A 15,329-nucleotide genomic window follows, 5' to 3' on the forward strand; every position below is an offset into this window, starting at 1 on the left:
ATATCGTAGGGCGGCAGCACAAACAGCGCGAGACTTAAAGCAATCAAAGCTATTAACACGCGCCAAAACTGCCTGAACGCCAACGACGGCTGCCCAACGACTGTCATTGGTGGACGATGTTGAAGACGACGCGCAACCAACGCAACGCTGAAAATCGTGAAAATGAAACTCGTCAGTACAATAAGCACTGCAAGCGGCGTTGACCCGTGCTGAAGAGCGTCGCCCCAACCTAGTGGTGCAATACTGGCGATAGTCGAGAACAAAACTGCGTTCAGAAGCGTGACCACAATGACTATGATCAAAAGTCCGACCAGCAGGCGCCAAAGTTCAGGGTAACTCCGCACGGCTTTGACCAGCTGTTCATGGCTGGAGTATGCCGAATATAAACTTCTACCCGGCATGACCCGTCTCAACCCCGTCTGGTTCGACCTCTAGCTCGCTCTCAAGATCGGTCACACGTATTCTGGCGGTGATTGAACTTAGATAACCGGCAACGGTTTCCAACAACTTCATCGCAACGGTTGCGTCGCTTTCCACGACTGCGCGCAACTCTTCAGCACCAATACGAAGAAAGGTGCAATCTGTATTCGCGATCAGATCCAACTGCCGGGCCTCACCAGTGATGATTGCCAGATCACCGATCAAACGTCCTGGAACAATCGTCGAAATCAACCTCGTCTCACCATTCTCACCTTGCCGGTAAAGGTTTGCCTCTCCGGAAATGCATAGATACGCTGCATCTGGTGCCTGACCGCGCGCAAATATCGTTTGTCCCTCGGCCACCTCATACCATTGGGCGGAAAAAGCCAGGAGCCGCTGGTTACGTCCGTCCAGTCGGGAAAATAACTCTGTAGTAGATATGATTTTGAGCTTTCGGCTTAAATCGTCCGAGGCACTGTCCTCGGATTCGAACGACGTGCGTGAAACTCCGTCAATGCGCCCGTCTTTGATTTCGACAAATAGGTCATAAGCTTCGGGGTGGGCAAAGTGATCCTCCATGAACAACATTACGGAGTCGGGCAGCAACTCGCGCAATTTCAACCGCGTTCGCAGCCGGCTCTCTGTATCATGGCTCGCTAATGCCTTGTCGAGGATCAATACATCAGGGCGTTTGATCCCTGCACGGGAAAACGCAACACGTTCCTGAAAGACTGTCGGCAAGTTGTTCCCACCCAAACCCGCGGGTAAGTCATAAATTATGGCAGCAGCGCGGCGGCGCAAACCTGCCTCGTTCAGGACTTCAGCCACTACATTTTCGATCTCTTCGGCTTTTGCTCCGGCCATTAATGATACGCGCCCATAAATTGCGTTTTCCATTGCGGTCAATCTCGGCAGGTACACATCTGGCATGACCGGAACAAACATCCCATCCATCGCGTCGCGCAAACGCTCGGCCTGATTGCGACGGATGGAAAGTATCTTCTCCTTGTATTCTTCGGGAAAACTCGGTCCTATCTGCTCGGCCGTCAGCATAAAGGGTACTGTCAACAAAAGCGCACGTTCAGTATCGCTGATTTCTGCATCACCCTTGGTTTGCCGCCGTTCTTCTATGTCCAACAGTCGATGATACATATCCTTGGACAAACCCAGACGCAAAAACAGTGGGTGATCTGCCCCATCCCGTCCAAAGGTTTGGTTCAGCGTTTCCAACACGGCTTCGGCTATGGCCAGTGCATCGTCGTCTAAACCGTGCGCCGCCAGCATCGACAGAAAACGGTCGTCACCAGCAAGTATGTCAGGCGAGATATCCCGGCTTGGCGCAGAAAACAGCAGGTTACCACCTAACGGAACCGCTGGATTAAACTGGTTGGGGTCAAAGCGATAAACGTATTCATCCAAACCTTCTTCTTTTAGGCGTGCCGCAACTTTGTCACGCAGCTTTACGATCGCCTCAGCAAGCACTGGGTGCGCGTTTGGATCGAACTGGGAGCGGAGTGTGCGGCGGAACATAAACTCGTCTATTCCCATTGCCTCAACGAGCTTGAACCACCAGTCGCGAATCTCTTCGATGTCGTCCAATCCTGCCAGACCGGGGTCGATCCATTCATCGCTCAGAGAATCCGGCGGGTTGCCCGCGCGCACAGCCTCGATTTGCCGACGAGTTGGCACTTTTATGGCCTCGCTCTCGTGCTGCGGATGAGTCCGCAAAGGCATCAACAAGTTATCTCCCAGCGTTCCGTCAAAGAGATAGGGCCGTGAATAGGCGTAACCGATCCGTGCAGCGATAACTTTTTGATGCAATTCATTCAGATTGTGTCCGGCTATGATCACTTCTCCCTGAACTGGGAGTACCTCACGTGTCAGCAGTTGCGCTAACGCGCTGCGCTCGGCCGAATGGACAGACTGAATAGCCACACGTGCACCCTGAGGGATTGTAAGATCAATATCCTCCAAGATGGTTTTGCCGTCATCGTCGCGCACCGTTACATTGCGCAGTTCAATATCTCCGGTCAGGCGGGGAATTGTCTCTGGTTCGCCTTCAAACAGTTCTTCGGGGATCATGTTTGACGGAGCAAAACGTTCGGTAACGATTTCCCACCGCAACGACATGTCCTGAACTTGATTGTAATAAGTCAGCAAGTCCTTCCATGGGCCGCTTAGGTCCTTATACGCACCCAATGCCGCGACCAAGGCGCCAACAGTGACCTCTCCTGTGATCGCAAGGTAGCCACCAACCGAATAAAAAAGGAATGGCGTCATCTGTGTGATCAGATTGTTCAGAAATTTCATAAAGAACTTTTTGTTATAAATCTTGAAACGGATCTCGAACAAGGTCCCCAATCGATGGCTGAATTGCGCCAGCCTGTAGCGCCAGCCGCCATTGGTGCGAAGATCGCTAATGCCAGCGGCGCTCTCGCCTATTTCCGAACTAAGATGACGGACCTCTTGGATTCTATCCTTGTTCAACAAGTTGATTTGGCGCTGTAATTTTGGAATCAACCAAGCCTGCAGTGGGATTAGCGCGATACTGGCAAGCCCAAACCAGACGCTTTGCATGAACAAGAACGTCACGATCGTCATCATCTGACCAAACTGGAAAACGGGCTGCGCAATGGCGTCGCCCATCAAACCGCCCATTGGTTCAGCTTCGGACGTGATCATAGAAACCAATTCACCCTGGCTTGTGGCGGCAAAATAGGACTTGGGAAACCGCATTGACCGACTGATCAACGTATACCGCAGGCGACGAAGCATGCGTTCAGCCAAAACACCTTTCATCGTGTTGATGCGCATCTTCATCAACCCGCTGGCGATAACTGTAGCTAAAAAAGCAAAGCACAGGATCATCAGGTACTGCACCTGCGTTACCGTGAACCCTAGTGCTTCAACTGTTTTTGCGGGCGCGCCAATTGCATCGTTGATTATTTGCTTTGGAAGCTCAAGCGAAGCGTAAAGGAATGGAAAAGATAAAACTGTTAGTGCAAGCAAAACAAGCTGCTGCTTTTTTGAGTATTTCCAGATGAATGAAAATAGGGTGGGTTCCATGCCCCTGCCTTCTTTACTTTGGGTGTATTGCATTGTTTCCCAACAGCACGCTGCCTGCAGGCGCTGAAGGTACGCGGCAGCCTGACCTAATGCAAGAATGGTCAATTACAAGGCGCGCATTCTAACTCAATGCAGTTGAGGCGGTTCACATTTTGGAAAGATTGGACCTCAGATTTGCAAAGATGGCTTTAAATCCCCGGCTTTCTTTGACTAATGATGGTTCAGTTTCGGAAAATGAGGACATGAACAGAATTCTGGATCTTTACTTGTATCGCAGATATCTGGCGCGTTGGACACGAGCAGGTCAGCAAGCTGACCGTACACCCCTGCCGATCTTAAGGCATCAACGTGACCAAGCTCGGCAACTCCGGGCTCGTTTGGATCAGTTGATCCAACAGGCGGATGGGCGGCTTGTACGCCCACTTGTTGGCTCTTCTCGCTTTTCAACACCTATTGGCACTGATTGGTCTTGGAGACCCGACCTCTGGCGCGAACCCCTTGATCGCCACGGGCTTGCCTCAATTCCGCGCAAAGCGCGTGTAGATGGGCATGTCACGCTGTTTCATGATTGCCCTTTGGCCGAAATCGCATTTCGGCAAGTGAGAAATCGACGCGACAAAGATCTGGCGCCATTCAGTCTTGTACTCGAAACGTTCGATTTCGCCGGATCTTTCTTTTCCGTTTCGGTGGAAATACCCTCGGAAGCCGCGGCTGACCTTACCAAACAGCATTTGATCCGGTTGGACACACTCGTAGAGCAGGAGCGACCTGTGCAATTGGTGGCACGACTGAACATTCAACACGGCCCGAACACAGAACACGTTCTAAGGGAACTTGATACAATCGACGCAGCATCTTCTATCGATTTCGATCTGGCGCATTTAGAGATAAATGAACGGCGAATTGAAAAACTTTGGCTGGATCTGATCATGGAAAGACCGCCGATGAATCGGATCGTGTTGCGAGATTTGACACTCTGCCGCCATCACCGCGCCGATCTGTAAAGGAACCTATATGAAAGAGATCACTCTCACACCAACCAACTTCGAAAACGCAATTTGGGAGGGCCACATATTATCTGATGCCGAACCCAGTATTGAAGCTATTTATCTGGATGAGCTGCTTGAGGGCATCGAACTGATACCTGCCAACGGTGGCTGGAATCTACGAATTCCGGTGCCCATCGCGGCACTGTCAGACGGAGTACACTGCATAGCCATTTATGACGCCGACTCAGATCGGAAACTGAGCGATTTCACCATCATAGCGGGCACACCCGCCGCCGATGATTTACGAGCCGAGGTTGCTCTGCTGCGCTCTGAATTGGACATGCTTAAACGGGCATTTCGCCGATCTATGGCCCCAAAACCATAATCTTAGACGGTTTGGACGTGTTCCCAATAAACTAAATTTTGTTTCTTTTCCGCCGTTGCCGTGCATCATTGGACCGAAAGACACGGCACGGATGACCCTTTGGACCGCAAGAGCATCATAAAAATCATCGCACTAATGGTGACGGCCTTTGGTATCGGGATCGATTTCACCGGGGCCCTGATGCTCGTGCCCGCGATCGAAAACAGCTTTGATGCCGACATTACCAGTACACAATGGGTGCTAAACATCTATGCCCTGTTCTTTGCAATGACGATGGTAGCTGGCGGGCGCATGGGTGATATGTTCGGCCATCGCAGGATGATGATTGTCGGCCTCTCGATCTTCCTCTTCGCCTCAATACTTTGCTATGTTTCACCCGGGCTGGACTATCTGATCGGTGCTAGGGCCTTGCAGGGAATTGGAGCGGGTTGCGTGTGGCCATGCACTTTGGCCTACGGCGCCACCAAGGTTTCCCGCGAAGAACATCGTGCGCTGGTTATGGGCCTCATTCTGGCCGGTGTTACAACCGGCAATGTTTTTGGTCCAATGATCAGCGGGGCGGTCGTCAACTTTGGTGACTGGCGGCTATTCTTTCTGGCCAACGTTATCTTTTCCTGCATATCCATGCTTACAGCTGTTCTGCTTATGGAACGTGAGACCAAGCACAAGCAAGGTGAACACATTGATTTTGCTGGAATGGGGATTTTGTCATTTGCTGTTCTCTTGCTGCTATACGCGCTTGATGTAGGGGCAGACTGGGGATGGACTTCCGTTCCTGTGATGCTTTTGTTCCTTGTCAGCGCGACGTTATTTGTATTGTTCCCAAAAGTCGAAAAACGGGTGGAGGAGCCGCTTCTGTTGCCGCAACTCGTTCAAAATCGGCAGTTTTTGTACACATTGGGCTTGAATATGTTCAATGTAGCGGCGGTATTTGTTGGGCTGTTGTATTTTCCGCAATACATGCAAAAGGTCCTTGGCTGGTCAACATTTCAATCAGCGCTGGGTTTGGCGCCACTGACTGTGTTACTGGCCGTTGGGTCGATCGTCTCGGGCACTTTGTACAACGACTTTGGTCCAAAACGTTTGCTGACTTGGGGATACGTTTGCGCCACAATTGGCGCTGCCAGCATCGTGGTCCTGCCAGTCGCATTCGGGTATTTCCAAATCCTACCGGGTATGGCGATGATCGGCTTGGGTGCTACACTGACAGTTGGTACATCCGGAACCGCAGCGGTTTGTGCGGTCAAGCCTGAACGTGCCGGTCTGGTTGGCGGGTTGAGTTTCATGACTCATCTGGTCTATGGCGCCATCGCTGTCGCCTGCGCCACCGCAATAATGTATGCCACCAGCCTCGCCAGCCTTCGTACAAGCCTTTCAGACGCTGGTGTAAACATGTCCGACGCGGACCAAAAGATAATCAATGGTGGGACACTGACCACTAAATCCGCTCAGGCGGTAATGCAAAAACTCGATCCGGGCGAAGCCGAGAAGGTCAATACGGCCATCGCAACGGCGTTTGACGCTGGTATGAACATGGCCTTTGTCTTCGCCACTATTTCCGTTTCGGCAGGTATAGTGCTTGCGCGGTTACTAGACGAGAAAAAGCTCCACAAAGTCGAAGGTTGATCCAGAAAAAGAAGGCCGCGAGAAACGCGGCCCTACTTCTTTTCATCTACCCGTCACTGGGACGGGCCACTGGGCCGAAAGGCTGACAAACCTTTGAGAATGTCGATGGCATAGGCTAGCTGGTAGTCCTGCTCGCGAAGTTCAGCGGTTGCTTCTGCTTTGGCTCGATCTTCCTCGATTTGGCGGATTTCGTCCTCGCTTAAACTGTCATTATTCAAGCTGCCCCGCAGATCGGCTTCAGACCGGGTGCGTGCGTCGCTTTCTTCCTCTTCTTCAGTTTCGGGTGCAGGGCGCGGCTGTTCAACGATGATGTCCGGGCTGACTCCAAGCGCTTGGATCGAACGACCCGATGGCGTGTAATAACGAGAGGTTGTCAAGCGCATCGCCCCGTCGCCCCGCAGAGGCATCACCGTTTGAACAGAACCTTTTCCGAAACTTTTTGTTCCAACAACGATAGCGCGGTTATGATCCTGCAGCGCGCCCGCCACGATTTCCGAAGCCGAGGCCGAGCCACCATTAATCAGAACAACAATGGGCTTGCCTGCTGATAAATCACCTGGCGTCGCATTAAACCGCTCACCGTCCGCAGGATCGCGACCGCGGGTCGACACGATTTCTCCTTCTTCCAGAAAAGCGTCTGAAACCTTTATGGCCTGGGTCAGCAAGCCACCGGGATTATTGCGCAGGTCAAGCACGATGCCGTTGACATTTTCAATGCCACCAACTTCTTCGATCTGTTCTTCCAGACCCTCCTTCAGGTTCGGATAGGTCTGATCGTTGAATGTTGTAACACGGAGTACAACACTTGTTCCTTCAGTCCGCGCGCGAACGGCGGTCAACTTGATGGTGTCGCGAATAATTGTAACGTCAAATGGTTCCGGCTCACCCTCTCGGACCACAGTAATAACAATCTCGGAGCCGACAGGACCGCGCATCAAATCAACGGCGGAATCCAGGGTAAGGCCTAGGATGCTTTCGCCGTCTACGTGAGTTATGAAATCACCCGCCTCGATCCCTGCCTCATCTGCAGGAGTATCATCAATAGGCGATACGACTTTGACAAAGCCTTCTTCTTGCGTGACCTCGATGCCTAACCCACCGAATTCGCCGCGTGTCTGAACGCGCATCTGCTCGGCATCGTCAGGCGAAAGGTAACTGGAATGCGGGTCCAAAGAAGTCAACATGCCGTCGATCGCAGCTTCGATCAACTCGTCGGTTTCAACCTCTTCGACATACTGCGCACGAATGCGTTCAAAGATATCTCCGAAAAGATCAAGCTGTTGATATACGTCGGCCTTACTTTCCGCCTCTTGCGCCAGTAACGGGCCTGCGATCTGAGTGGTTGCAACAATCCCTGCCACAGTACCGGCCAAGCCAGCAATCAAGAATTTTTTCATATTCGTTTATCCATCCTTATCCGTCCGAAACCATGATTCCGGATCCACGGAGTTGTTGTCTTGTCTTACCTCTATATAGAGCGTTTCTGACCAGTCAGTTCCAGTGCCATCACCGCTTGTTGACATAATAGCGCCGATTCCGGGCATTTCTCCGGGCATTAGGCCAACCGGAGTACCCTCTGGAATAACCTGACCGGTTTGACCAAACACGTCCTGCAGGCCTGAAAAGACGAATAACAAACCGGGTTGCGGCTCTAGAATAATCAGGTTCCCAAGGTCCAAAAGCGGTCCGCGGTAACGGATCGTGGCTGCAGTCGGAGATACAACAAGTGCGCGAGGTCTTGTTCCCAAAACAATTCCAGGTCGCGACACACCTGCCGCGTCCGTTTCTCCTGCCCTGTGCAGCATCACACCTTGGGTCGGCAGTTCGATCTGACCTTTTCTGTCTTTGATATTCGCGTTTGATTCGATAATTCCGCTATCTGATATCTGCGACAGCCCGCTGGCGAACCCATCCAGTGTCTCAGTTGATGCGATAAGGATCGCGGTTCGCACAGGATCTTCGACAAACCGGCGGGGCAGATCCGTTCGATCAGCGATGGCTTCGCTCAACCGTGTGCGCGCGTCCTGAGCACCAGTAAGGCCTTTGGTCAGAGTCTCTGCAGCGTTTTGCTGCAGATCACGCAAAATCCGGACCTCATTCAAGTCTTTCGCCAGCGACTGAGCGCGAGCATGCAGTCCCGGAGTTACTTCAGACAACATCATGCCTGCACGTGCGGTACCTAACGGGCCCGAAGGATGCAGCATCAAAAGTGGCGGCGCCGTGGTCTCTATTGTCTGCAAGACACCTAGAAACTGGGCGATTTCATCTTCCCGAGCATTCAATTCAGCAGTCAGCTGTGCTTCGCGCAGCGATGCCCTGCGCAACCCTTCACGCATGGCCGATAACCCAGCCTCAAATGCCTGAATAGTTTCGGTCAATGCCTTTACCCTGTCACGCGTGTCTTCAGCCTCATTCAACTTAACCGAAGCCTGTTCCAGCATTTCCGCCGCCTCTAACGCCGCATGCGAAGGATCACTTTGCGCAAATGCCCAAAATGGATAACACACCACAGCAAGCAAAAGCGTGCACAGCTTCATGATATCAGACTTTCTCCTGTCATTTCTGGCGGTTTGGGCAGACCCATTAGGTCAAGAATAGTCGGGGCTAAATCCGAAAGGCGCCCTTCTCGCAATGATACGCCCAAAGGACCACCAACCAATGCGACAGGAACCGGGTTCAGGGTGTGAGCTGTATGGGGACCACCTGTTTCCGGATCCACCATAACCTCACAGTTTCCGTGATCGGCAGTAACGATCATGGCGCCCCCTGCTTTCTCAAGTGCCTCAATCACCTTTGCCAAACCCCGATCCACTGCCTCACAGGCTTTGATCGCAGCCTCAAGATCACCGGTGTGACCTACCATGTCAGGGTTTGCATAGTTTGTTACGATCAGATCATAGCCTGCGTCGATAGCTTCTACGAATTTATCAGTGACTTCGACCGACGACATTTCAGGTTGTAGATCATAAGTTGCGACTTTGGGGGATTTCGGCATATAGCGGTCTTCTCCCAACTCAGCTTGTTCTTTGCCGCCGTTGAGGAAGAAAGTTACATGCGGGTACTTTTCAGTCTCAGCCAAGCGGAACTGACGCAAACCATGTTTTGCCACCCATTCGCCCAACGTATTTACGATGTCACGCTTTGGGAACACCGTCGTCATATAAGCGTTATGCCCATCTGAGTATTCAACCATTCCCAAAATTGCCGAAAAAGACGGGCGCAAACCGGTATCAAAATCGGAAAACTTCGGCTCGGCAATTGCGCGCAGGATTTCACGGGCGCGATCAGCACGAAAATTCAGGCAAAAGAACCCATCACCATTCATAGCACCGCTGAATGAACCCAAAACAGTAGGGATAATGAATTCGTCCGTTTCAGACAGATCATAGGCCTGCTCAACAGCCTCTGTGGCCGTTTGGGCCGTTCTGCCTTGCCCCTTGATCATTGCTTCATATGCTTGGGAAACACGTTCCCAACGGTTGTCACGGTCCATCGCATAGTAACGCCCACAAAGCGTCGCAATGCGCGCGCCTTCGGGCAAATGCCGCTCAAGCTCGGCAACAAATGTCAACGCCGATTTTGGTGGAACATCTCTTCCATCCGTAATTGCGTGCAGCGCAACCGGAACCCCCGAATCTGTGATCGCTTTGGCTGCTGCAATGATATGATTCAAATGCCCATGCACCCCGCCGTCTGAAACAAGACCCATAAGGTGAGCGGTTCCACCGACAGCCTTCACATTTGCGATGAAAGTCTGCAAAGCGGCGTTTTCAAAAAAAGAACCGTCCTCGATAGCTAAATCGATCTGCCCCAAATCCATTGCAACCACGCGGCCTGCGCCGATATTTGTGTGTCCAACTTCTGAATTTCCCATCTGCCCGCTGGGCAGTCCTACATCAGGACCATGGGTTATCAGCTTGGCGTGCGGTCCTTTGGACATAATTGAGTCAAATGTCGGCGTGTTCGCCATTAACGGCGCATTGGCTTCAGTGCTGTCTGATACTCCCCAGCCGTCGAGAATGCACAATACTACGGGTTTAGGGACAGTCATTTGAGCTCTCCGATAGCTGAACTTGGCCCTTCTTCTAACCTCAGCCTGCCCGGGGGTGAACCGCATTTTGGGCAAGGTTCAGAAGTTTTAATCTTCTTTGGGCATGTACTCCGCAAACGGTCTGGCCTTTCTGCCCCGGTACTTTACGGTCAGTTTCAGCGGTGCATCATTTTCGTCGTAAATTCCAATCATAACTCCGGTACCACCGCTTTTTGTCCGCATATCATTCAGCTGTTGTTCTGAGCGCGTTGTGCGCTGCGATGGTCGACGCGCCCACGCGAAGAGATTATCGTAAAGCTTTGCAATGATGTCCTCGTGTTCCGTGCTGTTGCCGAGATCGATCAACTCTTCTGGATCGGCGTCCAAATCGAAAAGGATAGGACGGTGACCGCCTTCGCAGTGGATCAACTTCCACTTTGGGGTCACAACCATGAACATAACCGCGTCGCGGACCGAAGTATTAAGTTTCTCAACTATAGACGAAGCGGAATAATCGTACTCGCAAATCGCGAACTCGCGGGGTGTTTCAGTCGCATCGCCATGAAGTATCGGCAACAGGGAATGCCCTTCAAGTATATGGCCCGCCATTTCTCCGCCTGCCACTTCAACAAAAGTCGGGGCCAGGTCAATCGACTCGACCAGCGCATCGCAGGTTGTACCACGAGTGGCATCCGCCTCGGACGAAGGATCATAAATTATCAGGGGCATCTTCGTAGAGGCATCGTGAAAGAAAGTCTTTTCCCCCATCCAGTGATCACCAAGAAAATCACCGTGGTCCGAGGTCAGAACAATCATTGTGTCCTGCATTCGCCCCGTCCGTTCCATCCATTCAAACAAGCGACCCATCTGGTCATCTGCTTGTTTTATCAGGCCCATGTAGGCCGGAATCACAGCGTCTCGAACATCCTGCCTTGAAAAGGCCTGACCGACCTTGGTCTCCATAAACGCCCTAAGTACAGGATGTGCGTCTTCCCGCTCAGCCTCTGATCGGACCGGTGGAACAACATGTTCCGGACCATACATCGACGCATACGGTTCAGGCACGATGTAAGGCCAATGAGGTTTGATATAGCTAAGGTGGCAACACCAAGGCCCGTCGTGGCTTTGCATAAACTCTATTCCCCGCGTGGTCAGGTACGGGGTTTCACTGTCTTCTTCTGCTATGTTCGCTGGTTCGGAGGAATATTTTAAGAACCAACCAGAAAGAACGTTACCCTCGGCATCCAACCCGGAATTGGCGAAGTCGTGCCAGGGATTATCGCCCTCGTACCCTTTATTTGAAAGATACTGATTGTATTTCTTTGCGCCGTTCGGATCGTAAAACCCATCGGGCCCTTCTGCTCGCAAACCATCATCTCGCTCGAAAACGTCAAACCCACATTCCGCCACCCGAGCACCGATAACGCTGTCAGGTTCCAACCCTAACCGTGCCATGCCTTCAGCGTCCGCGGCCATATGTGTCTTGCCGACCAGCCAACAATCCATGCCTGCTTTCCGAAGATGGTCGCCCATCGTGATCTCGCCTACTTTCAGTGGAATGTTATTCCAAGACGCGCCGTGTGAATGCACATAGCGCCCCGTATAGGTGGACATACGCGAGCTACCGCAAATCGGCGATTGAATATACGCACGCGTGAATCGAACACCTTTCGAAGCAAGACGATCAATGTTCGGGGTATGCAAATGCGGATGTCCATAGCAGCTAAGGTAATCCCAACGCAGCTGATCGAACATGATGAAAAGGATATTCTTGGCTTTGTTCATGCCAAGAGTGGTATCCTAGCCTTCCATCCGCTGCAGCATCTTTTTCGCACGCTTACACTGCAATTGATCCCGCAGTGGGCTGTCTGGATCGATATCTTTGTGGCAGACAAGACATTTATCTGCGCCAGAAATTGCATTCAGGCCGCCGCAGCTTCCTTTAATTGTTTTGCCGATCAGCATTACACCCAACGACATACCGACCATGACAATGAGCAAAAGTACAAAAGCCAGAAGAAAAGTGGTCATCGCTGTTCCTAACTGTCAGTCGGAGTCGAGCACATTCGTGAACGCGCTGCTGGTTACTGTGATATAGGTTTCCTCGTCACCTGTCACATCCCTTGAGATGAAAAACACAGCAAGATCTTGCTCTTCCGCCAGCTTCAACCCCTTTTCCTGACCTAACGCCAGCATCGCCGTAGCCCAGGCGTCCGCCATCATCGCATTTTCAGCCAGAACAGTGACCGAAGTAGTTCGATGCGTGATCGGACGTCCAGTCACTGGGTTTATGATATGTGAATACCGAATACCATCCTGCTCGAAGAAGTTCTTATAGTCACCTGATGTGGCCAACCCCAAGTCTGCTACAGGCACCACTAGCTGGATGGTCTGCGAGCCGGTTTCAGGTTTTTCTATACCTATCCGCCAGCGTTCGCCGCTTTCGTTTTCGCCTTTAGCGACCAAATCTCCGCCGATTTCAACCAAATAGTTTTCGACTCCTGCCTCTGCGAGAGCACCTGCAATAGCATCAATGCCGTAGCCTTTGGCTATTGCGGACAAATTTATCCCAACATTGGCATCGGCCTTTGCCAACGTGCCTGCGTTTCGGTCCAAAATCAGCAGACGATCTTGCCCGACAGCCGCCAGAGCCTTTTGAATATCAGAATCTGATGGAACAGGGTCTTCTGGTTTGCGCGGCCCGAAACCCCAAAGCTCGATCAACGGACCCAGTGTCACGTCAAACATCCCGCCCGACTTTTCGTGAACTTCGTTTGCCGCTTCAATTACAAGTGCAAATTCTTCAGAGATAGCAACGGGTTCCGTATTGGATGAAGCCGAGAAAACAGACACCTCGGAGTTTGGATCCCAATTGGACATCTTGGCGTTGACCTCTGCCAAAGTATCCTGCACGGCCGCTGCCAAAGTAGTTTCATTCAGTTCATCACCGATCGCCGTGATGTCAAAGGTGGTCCCCATCGTCTCACCAGACAGTCGAACCACATCTGGTTCAGTGTCGAACCAACATCCCGCTACAAGAAACGTGAAAGCCAGTGCAATCAGGCTGCGCATCGTATGACCTCATGGGATAACCGTGCTCGGCGTATGCCAGCGACCCCTAACAGAGTCAAATCTGACCTAAAGTTTCATCGGTAAAAACCCAAGAACGATCAGACCAATCGCGGCGGGAACCCCGAAAATCCAGGCTCTTTTCCGCCATCCGGGTGCCTGTTGCTTCCAAATCCGTCTAAAGTTGTGCCCGCAAATGACTACGCCCAGAAAGATCAATGCGGCTACAGGCGGTGTTAAGTAAAGTTGGCTCATGCGGCAGGAGCTTCCTGTAAGGCAGAGTTTAACCAGATTTCGAAATTGCACCCTATACAGGGCTTATGCCTGCGATAAGGTAGATAAGACAGTCCACACACATGCAGGAGGAGACAGCCCATGGCCCCAAGCTCTTACCAGCCCCCGACCCGCGGCGACAAGGCCACTACGGCCACACGCAGCCAATCGGTCGAATCGAACCTTTCGCAAACCAACACGACAGTGGCCAAGCTGCTGGAAGGTAAAGGAGACGCCGTATTCGCTGTTAGACCGACTGACACGATCCATTCGGTTGTCGAAATTTTGCGGGAAAAACGAATTGGCGCCGTTGTAGTGACAGATCAGAACGGAACGCTGCAAGGAATTCTTTCTGAACGCGATATCGTTCGTCGCATGGCTGAAACACCGGGACAGACTCTGCCGCAATCGGTCAGCGATCTAATGACCCGAGACGTGCAGACGTGCAAACCTGACGACCCGCTGAACGACGTACTCAAAACCATGACTGAAGGGCGCTTTCGCCACATGCCGGTGCTGAGCGACGGCATCTTGCGCGGGGTTATCACTATTGGCGACGTAGTGCATTTCCGTTTGAAAGAACTGGAATACGAGGCCCTTAGAATGAAACAAATGATCGTAGGTTAAACCCGTATTTGGATTATTAAGCTCTCACAACTGAGTAACCCCATTTCTGTCAGTGGACAAAAAACGGACCTGTCCACTGGATATTTCAGCCGCTGTAAGGTGGTTGGTCGCAAAGGCTCCGGTGTCAATTGAAATCACTTGGTTTTCGACCGTTGGATCAGTCACGATTGTATGGCCGTGCACAATCCACTGTCCGTCTTTGCGGCGCGGGCCAGGGAATTGCGGGTGCCCCCACAGGCAAACCTTTCTTGATTGCTTATCAACGGATCGATGTGGATCAAGTGCGGCATGCACAACGGTCACGTTTCCACTGGTCCAGGTAAGCGGTCTGTCCTGAATCCATTCCAAAAGCGGTTGGCCCATCTCGCGCCGCAACGCTTCGCCAATCTCATTCAACCTGTCCGTGGTCTCGGTTCCATCGGCAACGCCAAAGGAAGCTAGCGTCTGTCTGCCACCATTGTGCCACCACATTCGCGCCATTGCCTCTGGGTTTTTTAGAAATTGAAGCAACATGTCTTCATGATTTCCTAAAAGACAAATCACTTCGCGGTCCTTGACTCCGGATAGATGGTAAAGGTGGCGTAATACCTGTGCGCTACACTCACCTCTATCGATATAGTCCCCGACAAATACGAGCGGGCAATCTGCATCGAGCGAAGCGATTAGCCGTTGCAACAAGTCCAGACGACCATGGATATCCCCCACCGCATAAAATCGTTCTGCAGGGGCGAGCGTTGACAACGCCGAGCCCGATTTTCCTGAGCGCGACGCAGAGAACAGATTTTTTATCCAACCATTCAGCATCTGCTCTGTTCCCTACCCTGCTGGACCAAGAGCAGCAATC

Annotated in this window: 13 protein-coding genes and 1 pseudogene; 4 read left to right on the plus strand and 10 right to left on the minus strand. The window is 51.9% G+C overall.

All coding sequences use genetic code 11. From position 1 onward, the window contains the following. Both AC2FNV_RS19630 and AC2FNV_RS19635 read right to left on the minus strand, forming a co-directional pair. Positions 1-401: pseudogene (locus AC2FNV_RS19630) on the minus strand (CPBP family intramembrane glutamic endopeptidase); the annotation flags it as partial. Continuing rightward, positions 391-3,486 carry an ABC transporter transmembrane domain-containing protein gene (locus AC2FNV_RS19635; RefSeq protein WP_170605693.1) on the minus strand — a complete coding sequence of 1,032 codons (3,096 nt, stop codon included), beginning with the start codon at positions 3,484-3,486 and terminating at the stop codon, positions 391-393. The pseudogene AC2FNV_RS19630 and the gene AC2FNV_RS19635, both read right to left, overlap by 11 nt. Before the next feature lie 242 nt (positions 3,487-3,728). Between AC2FNV_RS19635 and AC2FNV_RS19640 the strand changes: the two genes are divergently transcribed. The 3 genes from AC2FNV_RS19640 (at position 3,729) to AC2FNV_RS19650 (ending at position 6,486) form a co-directional block, all read left to right on the plus strand. Next, the gene (locus AC2FNV_RS19640; RefSeq protein WP_170605691.1) at positions 3,729-4,490 is read left to right on the plus strand and encodes a DUF6478 family protein; all 762 of its coding nucleotides are present in this window, start codon (positions 3,729-3,731) and stop codon (positions 4,488-4,490) included. Positions 4,491-4,500: 10 nt separating this feature from the next. Beyond that, positions 4,501-4,860: a hypothetical protein gene (locus AC2FNV_RS19645; protein WP_170605689.1), complete on the plus strand. Its 360-nt coding sequence runs from the start codon at positions 4,501-4,503 to the stop codon at positions 4,858-4,860. 99 nt (positions 4,861-4,959) lie between these two features. Continuing rightward, positions 4,960-6,486, plus strand: a complete 1,527-nt coding sequence (locus AC2FNV_RS19650; RefSeq protein ID WP_170610624.1) for an MFS transporter — start codon at positions 4,960-4,962, stop codon at positions 6,484-6,486. A 53-nt stretch (positions 6,487-6,539) separates the two neighbouring features. On the opposite strand, the gene AC2FNV_RS19655 is transcribed toward AC2FNV_RS19650, so the two are convergent. From AC2FNV_RS19655 to AC2FNV_RS19685, 7 genes are all read right to left on the minus strand, one after another. Continuing rightward, a complete protein-coding gene (locus AC2FNV_RS19655; RefSeq protein WP_170480090.1) occupies positions 6,540-7,883 on the minus strand; it encodes a S41 family peptidase in 1,344 nt (447 codons plus the stop codon). A gap of 6 nt (positions 7,884-7,889) precedes the next feature. After that, positions 7,890-9,023 carry a murein hydrolase activator EnvC family protein gene (locus AC2FNV_RS19660; RefSeq protein WP_170605687.1) on the minus strand — a complete coding sequence of 378 codons (1,134 nt, stop codon included), beginning with the start codon at positions 9,021-9,023 and terminating at the stop codon, positions 7,890-7,892. After that, positions 9,020-10,537, minus strand: a complete 1,518-nt coding sequence (gene gpmI / locus AC2FNV_RS19665; protein ID WP_170605685.1) for a 2,3-bisphosphoglycerate-independent phosphoglycerate mutase — start codon at positions 10,535-10,537, stop codon at positions 9,020-9,022. The genes AC2FNV_RS19660 and gpmI overlap by 4 nt, the downstream gene beginning before the upstream one ends. 87 nt (positions 10,538-10,624) lie before the next feature. Further along, positions 10,625-12,301, minus strand: coding sequence for a sulfatase-like hydrolase/transferase (locus AC2FNV_RS19670; RefSeq protein WP_170605683.1), 1,677 nt, complete (start codon positions 12,299-12,301; stop codon positions 10,625-10,627). A gap of 15 nt (positions 12,302-12,316) precedes the next feature. Further along, positions 12,317-12,547, minus strand: a complete 231-nt coding sequence (gene nqrM / locus AC2FNV_RS19675) for a (Na+)-NQR maturation NqrM (protein ID WP_170605681.1) — start codon at positions 12,545-12,547, stop codon at positions 12,317-12,319. 15 nt (positions 12,548-12,562) lie between these two features. Continuing rightward, on the minus strand, positions 12,563-13,588 hold the full coding sequence (locus AC2FNV_RS19680; RefSeq protein ID WP_170605679.1) for an FAD:protein FMN transferase: 1,026 nt from the start codon (positions 13,586-13,588) through the stop codon (positions 12,563-12,565). A 66-nt stretch (positions 13,589-13,654) separates the two neighbouring features. Next, the gene (locus tag AC2FNV_RS19685) at positions 13,655-13,840 is read right to left on the minus strand and encodes a hypothetical protein (RefSeq protein ID WP_170605677.1); all 186 of its coding nucleotides are present in this window, start codon (positions 13,838-13,840) and stop codon (positions 13,655-13,657) included. 120 nt (positions 13,841-13,960) lie between these two features. Between AC2FNV_RS19685 and AC2FNV_RS19690 the strand changes: the two genes are divergently transcribed. Further along, positions 13,961-14,485 carry a CBS domain-containing protein gene (locus tag AC2FNV_RS19690; protein ID WP_170605675.1) on the plus strand — a complete coding sequence of 175 codons (525 nt, stop codon included), beginning with the start codon at positions 13,961-13,963 and terminating at the stop codon, positions 14,483-14,485. A gap of 24 nt (positions 14,486-14,509) precedes the next feature. Here the strand turns inward: AC2FNV_RS19690 and AC2FNV_RS19695 are convergent, their stop codons facing one another. Continuing rightward, on the minus strand, positions 14,510-15,289 hold the full coding sequence (locus AC2FNV_RS19695; protein ID WP_170605673.1) for a metallophosphoesterase family protein: 780 nt from the start codon (positions 15,287-15,289) through the stop codon (positions 14,510-14,512). Positions 15,290-15,329: the final 40 nt, after the last annotated feature.

Source organism: Ruegeria sp. BHSA163, from assembly GCF_059613365.1.

Coding starts and splice junctions, on each gene's coding strand:
- AC2FNV_RS19660 (WP_170605687.1), bottom strand. CDS start 9,023: ATGAAGCTGTGCACGCTTTTGCTTGCTGTGGTGTGTTATCCATTTTGG.
- AC2FNV_RS19640 (WP_170605691.1), top strand. CDS start 3,729: ATGAACAGAATTCTGGATCTTTACTTGTATCGCAGATATCTGGCGCGT.
- nqrM (WP_170605681.1), bottom strand. CDS start 12,547: ATGACCACTTTTCTTCTGGCTTTTGTACTTTTGCTCATTGTCATGGTC.
- AC2FNV_RS19690 (WP_170605675.1), top strand. CDS start 13,961: ATGGCCCCAAGCTCTTACCAGCCCCCGACCCGCGGCGACAAGGCCACT.
- AC2FNV_RS19635 (WP_170605693.1), bottom strand. CDS start 3,486: ATGGAACCCACCCTATTTTCATTCATCTGGAAATACTCAAAAAAGCAG.
- AC2FNV_RS19685 (WP_170605677.1), bottom strand. CDS start 13,840: ATGAGCCAACTTTACTTAACACCGCCTGTAGCCGCATTGATCTTTCTG.
- AC2FNV_RS19655 (WP_170480090.1), bottom strand. CDS start 7,883: ATGAAAAAATTCTTGATTGCTGGCTTGGCCGGTACTGTGGCAGGGATT.
- gpmI (WP_170605685.1), bottom strand. CDS start 10,537: ATGACTGTCCCTAAACCCGTAGTATTGTGCATTCTCGACGGCTGGGGA.
- AC2FNV_RS19695 (WP_170605673.1), bottom strand. CDS start 15,289: ATGCTGAATGGTTGGATAAAAAATCTGTTCTCTGCGTCGCGCTCAGGA.
- AC2FNV_RS19645 (WP_170605689.1), top strand. CDS start 4,501: ATGAAAGAGATCACTCTCACACCAACCAACTTCGAAAACGCAATTTGG.
- AC2FNV_RS19680 (WP_170605679.1), bottom strand. CDS start 13,588: ATGCGCAGCCTGATTGCACTGGCTTTCACGTTTCTTGTAGCGGGATGT.
- AC2FNV_RS19670 (WP_170605683.1), bottom strand. CDS start 12,301: ATGAACAAAGCCAAGAATATCCTTTTCATCATGTTCGATCAGCTGCGT.